The 13,226-nt window shown below is 41.8% G+C and carries 11 protein-coding genes and 1 riboswitch; of the genes, 2 read left to right on the top strand and 9 right to left on the bottom strand.

All coding sequences use genetic code 11. From position 1 onward, the window contains the following. Positions 1-968, top strand: a 968-nt coding sequence (locus tag ACFORE_RS05140) for an ISL3 family transposase (RefSeq protein ID WP_380435031.1), incomplete at its 5' end; no start/stop codon positions are given. Positions 969-1,025: 57 nt separating this feature from the next. Here the strand turns inward: ACFORE_RS05140 and cshA are convergent. From cshA to ACFORE_RS05160, 4 genes are all read right to left on the bottom strand, one after another. Further along, positions 1,026-2,588 carry a degradosome RNA helicase CshA gene (gene cshA, locus ACFORE_RS05145; RefSeq protein ID WP_293651167.1) on the bottom strand — a complete coding sequence of 521 codons (1,563 nt, stop codon included), beginning with the start codon at positions 2,586-2,588 and terminating at the stop codon, positions 1,026-1,028. A gap of 211 nt (positions 2,589-2,799) precedes the next feature. Then, a complete protein-coding gene (locus ACFORE_RS05150; RefSeq protein WP_154455103.1) occupies positions 2,800-4,344 on the bottom strand; it encodes a peptide chain release factor 3 in 1,545 nt (514 codons plus the stop codon). Positions 4,345-4,494: 150 nt separating this feature from the next. After that, positions 4,495-5,649, bottom strand: a complete 1,155-nt coding sequence (locus tag ACFORE_RS05155; RefSeq protein WP_074596679.1) for a polymerase — start codon at positions 5,647-5,649, stop codon at positions 4,495-4,497. A gap of 12 nt (positions 5,650-5,661) precedes the next feature. Beyond that, positions 5,662-7,026, bottom strand: a complete 1,365-nt coding sequence (locus ACFORE_RS05160) for a UDP-N-acetylmuramoyl-tripeptide--D-alanyl-D-alanine ligase (protein WP_154455104.1) — start codon at positions 7,024-7,026, stop codon at positions 5,662-5,664. 105 nt (positions 7,027-7,131) lie between these two features. Next, positions 7,132-7,222, top strand: a riboswitch (THF riboswitch). Positions 7,223-7,259: 37 nt separating this feature from the next. Between ACFORE_RS05160 and ACFORE_RS05165 the strand changes: the two genes are divergently transcribed. Next, positions 7,260-7,820 carry a folate family ECF transporter S component gene (locus tag ACFORE_RS05165; RefSeq protein WP_154455105.1) on the top strand — a complete coding sequence of 187 codons (561 nt, stop codon included), beginning with the start codon at positions 7,260-7,262 and terminating at the stop codon, positions 7,818-7,820. Positions 7,821-7,897: 77 nt separating this feature from the next. Here the strand turns inward: ACFORE_RS05165 and ACFORE_RS05170 are convergent, their stop codons facing one another. The 5 genes from ACFORE_RS05170 to ACFORE_RS05190 all read right to left on the bottom strand — a co-directional run bounded on the left by ACFORE_RS05170 (position 7,898) and on the right by ACFORE_RS05190 (position 13,170). After that, a complete protein-coding gene (locus ACFORE_RS05170) occupies positions 7,898-8,944 on the bottom strand; it encodes a D-alanine--D-alanine ligase (protein WP_154455117.1) in 1,047 nt (348 codons plus the stop codon). A 165-nt stretch (positions 8,945-9,109) separates the two neighbouring features. Further along, the gene (gene recR / locus ACFORE_RS05175; RefSeq protein ID WP_154455106.1) at positions 9,110-9,706 is read right to left on the bottom strand and encodes a recombination mediator RecR; all 597 of its coding nucleotides are present in this window, start codon (positions 9,704-9,706) and stop codon (positions 9,110-9,112) included. A 62-nt stretch (positions 9,707-9,768) separates the two neighbouring features. Then, the gene (gene pbp2b / locus ACFORE_RS05180; protein WP_380435032.1) at positions 9,769-11,853 is read right to left on the bottom strand and encodes a penicillin-binding protein PBP2B; all 2,085 of its coding nucleotides are present in this window, start codon (positions 11,851-11,853) and stop codon (positions 9,769-9,771) included. Positions 11,854-11,978: 125 nt separating this feature from the next. Continuing rightward, positions 11,979-12,539 (bottom strand): hypothetical protein, encoded by a 561-nt coding sequence (locus ACFORE_RS05185; protein ID WP_154455108.1) that lies wholly within the window; start codon positions 12,537-12,539, stop codon positions 11,979-11,981. Positions 12,540-12,648: 109 nt separating this feature from the next. Next, entirely contained in the window at positions 12,649-13,170 is a 522-nt protein-coding gene (locus tag ACFORE_RS05190; RefSeq protein WP_154455109.1) for a transcription repressor NadR, read from the bottom strand. Positions 13,171-13,226 lie beyond the last annotated feature (56 nt).

Raw genomic sequence — 13,226 nt, forward strand, 5'->3', positions numbered from 1 at the left:
ACGGTCACTTGGACTACACAGCCCCTAAATGCCCAAAATGCAAGGGACAAATGGCTAAGTACGACTACCAGAAAACTTCTAAAATCCCCTACCTAGAAACTGCTGGCTACCCGCTACTTATCCGCCTTAGAAAGCGTCGCTTCAAGTGTAAAGATTGCGGAAAAATGGCTGTCGCTGAAACTCCTCTTGTTAAGAAGAACCACCAAATCTCTGTCGCTGTTAACCAGAAAATCGCACAATTACTCATCGAAAATCAAGCAATGAAACATATTGCACACAGGCTATCAATTTCAACATCGTCAGTTATGAGAAAGCTCAATGAGTTCAAGTTTGAANNNNTGGATATGTTTAGTCCCTATTATCAACTTGCTAAACAGCTTTTTCCAAATGCAAAAATTGTACTCGATCGCTTTCATATCGTGCAACACCTTAGTCGTGCTATGAACCGTGTCCGTATTCAAATTATGAATCAATTCGACAGAACATCGCAGGAATACCGAGCCTTGAAACGTTACTGGAAATTGATACAACAAGATAGTCGTAAACTCAGCGATAAACGATTTTATCGACCTATGTTTCGAATGCATTTGACTAACAAGGAAATACTCGAAAAACTCCTGTCTTTCTCCCAGGAACTAAGACAACACTATGAACTCTATCAGCTTCTCTTATTTCATTTCCAAGAGAAGAACTCAGACCATTTCTTTGACCTCATCGAACAGGAAATAGCCACCGTTAATCCTATTTTCCAGACGGTATTGAAGACATTTCTAAAGGATAAAGACAAGGTTGGAAACGCCATGGATTTACCTTATTCTAACGCCAAACTGGAAGCTACCAACAATCTCATCAAAGTCATTAAGAGAAATGCCTTTGGGTTCAGGAACTTTGAAAACTTTAAAAAACGGATTTTGATTGCATTGAACATAAAGAAAGAGAGGACGAAGTTCGTCCTCTCTAGGTGTTAGCTTTTCATCTACCCACTACAGTTGACAAAGAGCCAGTCTTTTTTGATAAAATTTTGGTCAACGTTCCCCTTTATTGCGAATAACAAAGCCTGCTTTTTTCTCACTTGATGTGCGATGAGGACGTTTGTTGTCTTTGCTTTGGAAGTCACGCTTATTTTTAGAAGAGGTGCGTTTGAATTCGTAGTGGTTGTCGCGGTTATCACGGCGTCTGTCAGAGCGGTTACCACGACGATTGTCGCGACCACGTCCACCTTTGCGGTCATTGTTGTGAGCACCTGATGGTTTGAATGGCAATGGTTTTTCACGCGCAATTTCAATTTTTGGCAAGCTTTCAGGGTCTTTCACAGTCAAGCTAAGAATATAAAGCGCCAATTCTTCAGGGGTGAATTCAGCTGCTAGCTTGATAGCGTCGCCTTTGAATTTGTCAAAGCTTGCACGAACGGTTTCATCTGCAAAATCACGCTCGATTTTCTTAAGAGCCACTTTTTTCTTAGCTTTGAAAGCTTCTTCTGCTGTCGCTGGTTTCAAGCCTTTCATGCGTTTCTTGGTTAATTTTTCGATGATTGACAAGTAACCCATTTCATTTGGTGCCACAAATGTGACAGACTGACCGTGTTTACCAGCACGACCTGTACGACCGATACGGTGAACGTAGCTTTCAGGGTCTTGCGGAATATCATAGTTGTAAACGTGGGTCACACCTGAGATGTCAAGCCCACGCGCCGCAACATCTGTCGCTACCAAGATGTCGATGTTATCATTTTTAAAATCACGAAGGACACGGAGGCGTTTGCCTTGGTCAAGGTCACCGTGAATGCCTTCGGCACGATAGCCACGCAATTTCAAGCCACGGGTTAATTCGTCCACGCGGCGTTTGGTACGGCCAAAGACGATGGCTAATTCTGGGCGTTCCACGTCGATTAAACGTGTCATGGTGTCAAATTTTTCTTGTTCTTTAACACGGATATAGTATTGGTCCACCAAGTCAGTGGTTAATTCTTTGGCTGCCACGCGTACATGTTCTGGGTCATACATAAATTTGACACCGATGCGTTTGATGGCTTCTGGCATGGTTGCTGAGAAGAGGAGGGTTTGACGGTTCTCAGGCACACGGCTGATAATCGCTTCAATATCTTCAAGGAAGCCCATGTTGAGCATTTCGTCTGCTTCATCAAGGATAAGGGTTTCCACGTGGTCTAATTTCAAGGCTTTGCGTTTAATCAAGTCAAGCAAGCGTCCTGGTGTTCCGACAACGATGTGGGCACCTGAGCGAAGGGCTTTGATTTGTTTTTCAATGCTTGAGCCACCGTAAACAGAGCGAACTTTGACCCCTTTTTCACGACCAAAACGGAATAATTCTTCTTGTCCTTGGACGGCTAATTCACGCGTTGGGGCAATAACGAGGGCTTGAACAACGTGGCGACTGGTGTCGATTTTGTCTAGTGTTGGCAAGCCAAAAGCTGCTGTTTTTCCGGTACCTGTTTGGGCTTGTCCAATAACATCCTTGCCTTCTAAGGCTAAAGGAATGGTTAATTCTTGGATTGGTGATGGTTTTTCAAAACCTGCTTTTTCCACCGCTTTAAGAATGTTTTCTGATAAATGAAGTTCTGTAAATTTCAAAATGTTCTCTTTTCTAAAAGACAGTGCGAAGCTGCCTTATTAAACTTTACTGTCGTTATCTAACAACTCATCTAGTGTACCATATTCCTAATCAAAAAGATAGAAAACATGGTCATTCCCATCATAATTTTACTTTTCTCACTTTTTGAAGATTTATAAGGGCATAAAAAGAAGAGAAAAGCGTCTGTGTCAGCCTTTCTCTTTGGTTTTATTACATTTTTTCTTCGAGGTCAACGTCTGGGTATTTATCCGCAAACCAACGCAAAGCAAAGTCGTTTTCAAAAAGGAAAACGGGTTGGTCAAAGCGGTCTTTTGCCAAGATGTTGCGGCTTGATGACATGCGTTCATCAAGGTCTTCTGGTTTAATCCAGCGGACAGTCTTTTTACCCATTGAGGTCATGACCACTTCGGCATTGTATTCATTCTCCATGCGGTGTTTGAAAACTTCAAACTGCAACTGACCAACGGCACCAAGCATGTACTCGCCTGTTTGGTAGTTTTTGTACAGCTGGATAGCCCCTTCTTGCACCAATTGTTCAATCCCTTTATGGAAGGATTTTTGTTTCATGACATTTTTGGCAGCCACTTTCATGAACAATTCAGGGGTGAAGGTTGGGAGGGGTTCAAATTCAAATTTGTTTTTACCGACAGTTAGGGTATCACCGACTTGGTAAGTTCCTGTATCGTAAACCCCGATAATATCACCGGCGACAGCATTTTCAACATTTTCACGTGATTCGGCCATGAACTGTGTGACGTTTGAGAGTTTCACTGATTTTTTCGTACGGGCTAGATTGACACTCATGCCGCGTTCAAATTCACCTGAAACGATGCGGACAAAGGCGATGCGGTCACGGTGGCGTGGGTCCATGTTGGCTTGGATTTTAAAGACAAACCCTGAAAAATCTTTGTCGTAAGGGTCGATGACCGTGCCATCTGTGGTCTTGTGGCCGTGTGGTTCTGGAGCGAATTTCAAGAAGGTATCTAGGAAGGTTTGCACCCCAAAGTTCGTCAAGGCAGAACCAAAGAATACAGGCGTCAAGTCACCTGACAAGATAGCTTCTTCAGAAAATTCATTTCCTGCTTCTTCTAGCAATTCAACGTCTTCTAAAACTTGTTGGTAGAAGGGGTTGTTGGCAAAGAGTTTGTCACCATCTGCTAGGTCTGCAAAACGCTCGTCACCTTTGTAGAGTTCTAAGCGTTGGTTGTACAAATCATAAAGCCCTTCAAAAGATTTTCCCATACCAATTGGCCAGTTCATTGGGTAGCTGGCAATGCCAAGCACTTCTTCCAATTCTTCTAGCAAATCAAGGGGTTCACGTCCATCACGGTCCAATTTGTTGATGAAGGTGAAAACAGGGATATTGCGGTGTTTGACAACTTCAAATAATTTTTTGGTTTGTGCTTCGATACCTTTGGCTGAGTCAACCACCATTACCGCAGCATCTACCGCCATCAAGGTACGGTAGGTGTCTTCTGAAAAGTCCTCGTGCCCTGGGGTGTCTAGGATATTCACGCGTTTGTCTGCATAATCAAATTGCATTACTGATGAAGTTACTGAAATCCCACGTTGTTTTTCAATATCCATCCAGTCTGATTTGGCGAAATTTCCTGTTTTTTTCCCTTTGACAGTACCCGCCTCGCGAATCTCACCACCAAAGTAAAGCAATTGTTCTGTAATCGTCGTTTTACCAGCATCTGGGTGACTGATGATGGCAAACGTACGACGTTTTTTAATGTCATCTTGAATTGTCATTTTATTTCCTTATTAATCTTAATTATCTTCTTTATATAAACGTATCACCTAATCTTTAGTGACTACATTGGTCCACTCCTTTTCTGCCATACAAAAAATAGAGTCATGGGACTCATAACTCTATTATTATAACGAAAAGTGGGCTCTATTTCAATATTTCCCCACGGTGTTCTCCTCAGAAACCGCAAAATAATTGATTAAGAGAATACTACACATACAAAGACTGCCACCATAGTGCTCCATGATATTGATAAAGAAAGTTATCAAAAAGAGCATCGTATGGAATAATGTCAGTTTTTTCCCTCTCAACTGTACAATGAGAAAAATGGGATACAGTAGAAATAGGAAAATTCCCTGACGTAACAATGAATCAATATAAAAACTATCATCGTACATCGGATGCCCATTTATTTCGGTAAAAGTTGGAATATTTCGTGGCAACCAATCAACACCGAATGCTTGCAAATACGTGTGTCCGATATTCAATCTTCCTGAAAACCAATGATTCAATGTTGCATAAATGGTACTATCACCATTGTAGAAGTATGGAAGCCCTAGCCCCAAACCAAACATCACAATCACCAGTGGAATAATCACAGAACCAGAAACCTGATACTTTAGTAATAATGGTTTCAAAAAATAGCAAAGAATGATGACCCCAGCAATTAAAAATGTTGTCCTTGAGTCGGTAATCGCAAAAATCAATAAGGAAACAAGCAACATGACCAGTCCTGCTCTAGCTTTACGGCTCTTTCTAACCAAGGAAAAATCAAACAACAAACCAACCAGATACATTCCCAAAGAATTTGGGTGCATAAAACCATAAGAATGCCTAATCAAATCTTTGTCAGCTCGATACATGGTCATATCAGAAATAATATGACTATTGTAAGCAAAGAGCACTAAGATTGCTACAATCAGCTTGAAGTAGAAAATTGCTGTCATCAACCGCTCATCGTCCTTATCAACACTCGCTGATAACAAAAACAAGGTAACCATGGACAAATCATCAACGTTTGTTTCCAGATAATTAGACATTGGTAATAAAATCAAAAAAGCTAGTGCAAAAATCCCTGCTAAAATCTTCTCTATCGACCAACCTGAACGCCAAAAACTCCACAAATACATGGCAAATCCGCCAATAATGGCAAGACTTGACATCAATAAGAAAAACGGTAGAGGAAACGGATAACGTTTCAAGAACCAAGCTAGAAATAGCAAACAAAACTCAAGAAAATACAAGGCTCGATAAAGAAACCTTGCAAATGACTCTTCAGTCCTAAATACTTCCTTTAACCTTAACATCTCCACAGTAATCTATTCCTCCAGTGCTTCAACAACTTTAGCTAACTGCATTGAGTTGCTACCTTTCAACAAGATTTGGTCAGCTGGTTGCAATACTTTTTGGACAGTTTCAAGCATGGCATCAAATTGATCCTCGTCAGCTGTTTTCTTGAAATAATAAACTTTTCCAATTGGGAACATTTGACTAGCAAGTTGTGCCAACTCGGCAATATCTTCCCCATAGAAAATGAGTGTATCTAATGTTTCAGGTGACAAGCTCATAATCATGCGTTTATGAAGCTCAACAGATTGCTCACCCAATTCTTTCATGTCAGCAAGCACAGCGATTTTTTTACCACCCTCATTGGCAGGAATTTTAGAAAATGTCTCTAAAATTAAGCGCATTGCCGTTGGATTAGCATTGTAAACATCTGACAAAATATCAGCACCATTGGCTGCTTTTTTCCATTCCGTACGATTACGCGTTAATTCGATTGTCTCAAGAGCCTCGACAATATCGTCATCAGAAATGGCTAATAATTTACCAACATAAGCTGCCACCATGGCATTAGTCGCATTGTATTTTCCAGGCACAGGTAGGGTAATTGGACGGTCAATCACATTTGTCGTAAAGGTCAACGATTCCTTACTTTCTTGCAAATCTTTCACAAAAATTTCTGCGCCGTCACCAAAACGAATAACCATTTGGCTTTCAGGTAAATAAGGATCAACGATTGTGTCAGCTGGCGCAATCAAAATGCCATCTGAATCCATGCCATCAACAATTTGCAATTTACCTTCTGCGATTTTCTCACGACTACCGAAAAATTCCAAATGAGCTTCACCAATCAAAGTCACCACACCGATATGTGGTTTTGCAAGTTCTGACAACAGATGAATGTCACCCATATGATCTTGCCCCATTTCAAGGACAATTTTCTCCGTATCATCTGGCATATGAAGCGCTGTATATGGCAAACCAATTTCGTTATTGTAGTTGCCTTGTGTTTTATAAGTCTTGTATTCTGTTGATAAAACCGCAGCAATCATGTCTTTTGTGGTTGTTTTTCCGTTTGAGCCTGTCACGGCAATCACGTCAACACGTTGTTTTTCAAGGTAGTATTGGGCTAGGCGTTGGAAGGCCTCCAAACAATCGTCCACCAAAAGATAGGGGTGGTGGCTCAATTCGCGTTCTGAAAAGGTTGCAACGGCACCATTTTCAAAAGCCGTTTCAATAAAATCATGCCCATCACGTGCACCCTTCAAAGGCAAAAACAAGTCCCCTTTTTGAATCTTGCGACTATCAAATTCGATTTGGTGCAGGGGAACGTCATCAAACTCTGAGATCGTATTTTTAGCGCCAACAACTTTGGCCACTTCATGCAATGTTAATTTCATTTTGAATCCTTCATAAAAAATCTATTATTAACCTTTTCATTATATCATAAAATCCCTCTTCTCGTTGGATTTTTATGGTACAATTGTAGTTGCAAAGTTTTTTTGCACAGAGTAAATGGTTCGCGTTAAGTGTGTGTGAATGGGATGTTGTCACACAACGAAGCAATTTGCGCGGTGAGCCATTGCATCCGCTGTTAATTTTAACAGCTCTACTTTTGATTAAAGGAGCCAAAATGCATTCTATTTGTAAAACACCCCCATTAACCCCTAAGCGACTGGTTAGCTTGGCAATGCTTATTGCCCTTGCTTTCATCGTTAGTAAGTTCTCTATTCCGATTATCCCACAACAATTGGTGATTAGTTTGACCTTTATTGTCAACACGATTATCGGAATGATCGCAGGTCCTTTTTGGGCATTTATCAGTCTAGGTATTCTCGATGTGGTGGATAACTTATCGAGCGGTGCTGGTAATTTCATCATTTGGTGGACCTTGATGGAAGCCGTCCAAGGCTTTTTCTACGGTTATTTCTTTTATGAAAAGCCTCTAAGTTGGTCAAGTAAAAAAGACTGGCTTCATGTGACGCTAGCGACTGTCGTGATTATGTTAATCGGGACCTTTATTTTCACCCCACTCCTCATTCAGATTTACTTTGGTGTTCCTTTCTGGGCGCAGTACTTGTCAGGGCGTTGGTTGAAAATCTTTGAAATACCACTACGTATTATCATTACCATGTTAGTGATTCCACGTTTGCAGACGATTCCAGAATTGCGCAAACTCGCCAACTTACCTTAATAAACAACCTCAGAGAGTTATCCCATCTCTGAGGTTATTTTGTGCACAAAAAAACACCTCGAGGGTGCTTTTTCGTCTTAAATCAAATGGCTTTCGCGTTTGTCAAACATTTCTTTAGCGAGTTCTACCAATTGCTCAATCAAATCAGAGTATGGAAGTCCCATGTTTTCCCAAAGCAGTGGGTACATTGACCATTGGGTGAAACCTGGCATGGTGTTTAGTTCGTTGAGGTAAACGTGGCCGTCTTCTGTTAAGAAGAAATCGCAACGTGACAAACCACAGCCACCAATGGCACGAAAGGCTGTTGCTGCGTAGCCACGCATTTCTTCCGTAATTTCAGGAGCGATGTGAGCTGGGATGTCCATGGTGATTTTGTTGTCGATGTATTTGGCATCGTAGTCATAAAAGGCAACATCTTTGACCACTTCACCTGGTAGGGTTGTTTTCACATCGCCATTTCCTAAAATACCGACTTCAATCTCACGCGCATTGACCCCTTGCTCGATAAGGATACGGCTGTCGTATTTCAAGGCGAGGTCAATAGCAGAGCGAAGTGAAGCTTCGTCATCAGCTTTTGAAATCCCTACTGAAGAGCCCATGTTGGCTGGTTTGACAAAAACAGGGTAAGTCAAGTTTGCATTGACATCTACGATAGCTTTGTCGAGGTCAGCCCCTTCAATGTAAGTCACATAAGCCACTTGTGGCACGCCTGCTGTTTCCAAAATATGCTTGGTTGAGATTTTATCCATTGCCACACTTGATGACAAGATATTTGTTCCAACGTAAGGCATTCTGAGGACTTCAAGGAAACCTTGAACCGAACCATCTTCGCCCATTGGCCCGTGAAGCACTGGGAAAACAACTGCCCCTGGCTCGTAAATATCGCTTGGCTTGATTTTTTGACTGTCAACGATGGTGTCGTTGGTCATCAATTTTTCAGCGTCAGTCGGTTTGCTTGAAAATTCTTGTGTTTTAACAAAATCCCCTGTTTGTGTGATGAAATACGTTTTCACAAAGAATTTATCGTAGTTAATTGCACGCATGACGCTTTCAGCTGATAAAACAGACACTTCGCGCTCTGCAGAACGTCCACCATAAAGTAAAACAAGCGTTTCTTTTGACATACCTTTCATTACCAGAACATCTTGAGCAATTCTAGCCTCGCTCATGTTCCATTCCTTTTCTATTACAATTTCCTACCTATCATACCACAAAAGCAGCACCCTTTCAAACACCACTTGACCTCACGTGATAGAAAAAAGCAACTTTATGTAAAAGTTGCTTTGGGGTTATAATTCTGTACGGTTTTCAATAGCACGCAGCAGGGTCACTTCGTCAGCGTATTCGATATCAGAACCAACAGCAAGTCCTCGTGCTAGGCGGGTTACCTTAAGGCCAGCTGGTTTTAAGACGCGTGAGATATACATCGCGGTCGCCTCACCATCTGCGGTGGCATTGGTTGCGATAATCACCTCGCTGACCTCACTATCCATAAGGCGCGTAATCAAGGGCTTCAAATTGATGTCGTCTGGTCCAACGCCATTCATAGGAGAAATCAAGCCGTGCAAGACATGGTACAAGCCATGGTATTCTTGAATTTTCTCCATAGCAGACACATCCTTAGAATCTTCAACCACTAAAATCACTGAGCGGTCGCGGGTTTCATCCGTGCAGATATTGCAAGGGTCCTCGTCTGTTAAGTTACCACAAACTGAGCAGTAAGTCAGTTCACGCTTGGCTGCTAGTAGGTTTTTGGCAAATTCGTTGACGTCTTCGTCTGACATGCCAATGGTATGAAAAGCAAGTCGTGTCGCTGTCTTAATCCCAATGCCTGGCAATTTGGTAAAACTATCAATGAGTTTTGCGATGGGGGTTGGGTAGAGCATCTTTTTCCTCCTTTGTAACAAAGGGACGAGCCGACCTTGTTTTCAATCGACTCGCCCAATTCTTATTTATTGACATAAGTTGACATGTATAAGTTGATGATATCACGCGCAATGACTTGGTTGGTGTGATTGTCTTCACTCGTCAAATGCGGAATAATCACGGCAACGGCGATGTGAGAATCATCGGTTTCTGAGTAATCGTAAGCGAGAACGCTCAAGTTAATAGTGGTTACCGCATTACCTGAAGCATCGACAGCGTAGGTTTCGGCGGTACCCGTTTTACCAGCGATGGTTACGGTTGAGCTTCTCATGTGAGAACCTGTGGCAAAAGCATCAGTACCATTTACCACTTGATAGAACCCTTGGTGAATCAAGTCCATATCTTCTGATGAGATATCAACTTTATTAAGCACCTTGCTTTCAATGGTCTTGGTCAAGGTACCTAGACCACCCTTGCCGTCACTTTCGTAAATGCCTTCGACAAGGTGTGGGGCAATACGGCTACCACCGTTGGCTACAGTTGCTGCGTATTGGGCCAATTGCATTGGGGTGTATGAGTCATACTGTCCAAAGGCTTCTGTCAAGACATTACCCGCAGAGTATTCTTTAGACAGGTAACCTGTTGTATTTTCTGGTAGGTCAATGCCTGTACTTGTTCCCATACCGTATTCAGCGTAAGTGGCACGCAATTCTTCCATGGCTTTTTTCATACCAGAAGTTGATAAGGCCATTCCTGAATGGTATTCTTGTCCCATCATCTTGAGGGCGACTTGTACCATGTAGGTATTTGAAGAGTATTCCAAGGCTTGCACGGCTGTGATGTTTCGTGAACCGTAATCGGTAAACCATGACTTGATTGATGGCGAACCAGCGATATTAATTGGTTGGTCAGTCAAGACTTGGTTACCAGAAATGACGTTTGATTTCCAGCCAGCTGTTAGGGTTGCTGCCTTGACAACTGACCCTGGTACAAAGATGTCATTGATGGTACCAAGGGCATCTAGTTGCGTTGTGGTTGAACCAACATCATGCGATAGACCTGCCATAGCCAAGACCGCACCTGTCTTAGGATTGAGGGCAACGGCATAAGCCCCTTCAGAATACGTCGCATAACCACTGGTGATATCTGCTCCATAGTATTGTTGGAGAATGTTTTCCACACCTGCTTGGAAATCTGCGTTAATGGTCAATTTGAGGTTTTGACCTGATTTGCCTTCACTGAGGACTTTGTCAGAAGCCACGTTACCGTTTTTATCGGTTTTGATTTCACGAACGGTGTGAGTCCCTTGAAGGTATTCTTCGTATTCTTTTTCCAAGTAAGAGGTTCCGACACGGTCATCAAGGGCGTAACCTTTGGCAAGATATTCTTCAACTTTTTCGGCTGGCAGACCTGATTTTTTCGATGACACTGTTCCGATAACAGTCACCAAAGAACTGTTTGACGCTTGACGGTCCCAGTCTGTCGCAATAGAAATGCCTGACAGTTTTGATTGGTTGGCGGTGATGTAGGCAATTTGCTCTTCTGTCAAATCCCCAGTCGTCAAATGCACCGTACTAAAGGTTGAAGCTGAATTCATCTGGTTAAAGATATAAACCAATTTCAACTCATCTTCAGAATAGTTAATCTCATCGTCAGTCACCGCATTAACAGCGTTGGCATAAATAGTTGACTCCGACAAACTGTTACCATAGTTATCGTATTTTTCCTTATCTGGTAGGCGTTTGACAACCGCTGCGTAAGTATCTGAATCTGCTAGGTAATAGTCTTTTTTCTGACGTGTGGTGACGTTGGTTTCAGTCAAATTCACCAGCGTTGCCAATTTAGCGGCTAATTTTTTCATTTCTCCCGCAGTCATGGTATTGCTACGTGTAAAGGCTACCACTTGTTTCACGTTGTTGGAAACGAGCAGTTTTCCTGCCGAATCGTAAATTTCACCACGAGGGCTTGAGGTCGTGACCTTATACGTCGTCGATGAATTTAATTTGTTTTCGTAAAACGATTTATTAAAAATTTGCATCTGTGCCAGTCGCAAAACGATGACTGAAAACAGCACAACGATTACCGAAAAAATCAAATAAATCCGTCTTGTAACGTTACTTGGTCCTTTTTCGATTTTGATGTTACGTAATCTCTTTTTTAATGACATTATTTCCTCACAAATAAAAGCTCTGTTTTATATTCTATCATATTTTCATTAAAAGAGAGAAAACTAACCAGAAAAGTTTTTAACCAGACTTTACAAAAAAAGAAAGGTCGCTTGACCCTTCTTTATTACACTTGTTCGTTAACATTGAGTGAAAAATTGATACCGACCTTGTCTTTTAAAAATACCCAAATGTAGTAGGCAATGTAAAAATCAATACAGCCGTGTACCATAGAGCCAAGGCCAATCAACCCCACTAATGACCAGACATAACTCATGGTTAATTGGCTGCCTGTCGTCAAGGACAAGACGACAACAAATTCTGCCAAGCCGTGCAAGAGATTTAATCCCAAAGCTAAAAGCAAGCGTGAGGTGGCATTATCCAAAAGTTTTGGATATCTTTGAAGCAGAACTGCTCCAATCATTGCAAACAAGAGATGTGACACCGCTCGCAAGACAATGACAATCGGAAAGCCAGCCAGCAAGAAACCAAGGCTTGTCCCCAAAGCAACCATGAAGGTCACCTGAGGTGCAATGAACATGGCCATAAAAACAGGCACATGACTGGCTAAAGTGAAGGAAGCTGGCCCAATAACCACCTTAATCGGCATCACCATGGGAATTAAAATCCCAAAGGCTACCAGTATAGCCGAAAAGGCCAGCGATTTTGTTTGACTTTGTTTTACCATAAATTCCTCCTAAATAAACCGGTCTCATAAGCTTTATTTGTGCTTTATCTCACATGATTACTGCTATTATAAAAGAAAACACAACAGGTGTCAAGACATCTGTTGTGTTTTAGTTTTCAGATAACAAAATCCCTTTATCAGCCAAAAGTGTTTTAATCTCATCAAAACGGTCCTTAGAGGAGCAAGACAAAGTGTGCGTATGAATACCATCCGTCAAAGAGGATAATAAAGTAGCGTGCGATTGCTCAATTTTCTCCATGAAATTGGCAATATCTTCTTCTGTCTTAATGTTTAAAGATGCCGTCAGCATCCCATAAACAGGATGTTCCACCTCGACATCCACCACAATCCCACCTTGCGACACAATGCAAGCCAACTCTTCTTCAATCTTATCTTGACCGTGCTGACAAGCAATTTTCCCAATAAACTGATGAGAATACAAGGACTGAGATAAAATGTAGCCTTTTGGCGTTGAAATCACATCATTGTCTGCCGCTCTCAATAAGGCAATATCCCCTACAATAATCTGACGACTCACACCAAATTGGCTGGCCAAAGCACTGGCTGAAATAGGCACCTGAGCCTGACTCAAAGACGCCATAATCTTTTGACGGCGCTCTGCTGCTTTCATAACCATTCTCCTTTCACGTTTCATGCTTTCATCATATCACAAATCCCTCCCATTTT

The organism is Streptococcus alactolyticus, from assembly GCF_042649785.1.
In the GTDB taxonomy this organism is placed as follows: Bacteria; Bacillota; Bacilli; order Lactobacillales; family Streptococcaceae; genus Streptococcus; species Streptococcus alactolyticus.

Bases quoted from the DNA above. Each gene is read 5' to 3' on its own strand.
- ACFORE_RS05150 (WP_154455103.1), bottom strand. From the start codon at position 4,344: ATGACAATTCAAGATGACATTAAAAAACGTCGTACGTTTGCCATCATC.
- ACFORE_RS05155 (WP_074596679.1), bottom strand. From the start codon at position 5,649: ATGTTAAGGTTAAAGGAAGTATTTAGGACTGAAGAGTCATTTGCAAGG.
- ACFORE_RS05160 (WP_154455104.1), bottom strand. From the start codon at position 7,026: ATGAAATTAACATTGCATGAAGTGGCCAAAGTTGTTGGCGCTAAAAAT.
- ACFORE_RS05165 (WP_154455105.1), top strand. From the start codon at position 7,260: ATGCATTCTATTTGTAAAACACCCCCATTAACCCCTAAGCGACTGGTT.
- ACFORE_RS05170 (WP_154455117.1), bottom strand. From the start codon at position 8,944: ATGTCAAAAGAAACGCTTGTTTTACTTTATGGTGGACGTTCTGCAGAG.
- recR (WP_154455106.1), bottom strand. From the start codon at position 9,706: ATGCTCTACCCAACCCCCATCGCAAAACTCATTGATAGTTTTACCAAA.
- pbp2b (WP_380435032.1), bottom strand. From the start codon at position 11,853: ATGTCATTAAAAAAGAGATTACGTAACATCAAAATCGAAAAAGGACCA.
- ACFORE_RS05185 (WP_154455108.1), bottom strand. From the start codon at position 12,539: ATGGTAAAACAAAGTCAAACAAAATCGCTGGCCTTTTCGGCTATACTG.
- ACFORE_RS05190 (WP_154455109.1), bottom strand. From the start codon at position 13,170: ATGAAAGCAGCAGAGCGCCGTCAAAAGATTATGGCGTCTTTGAGTCAG.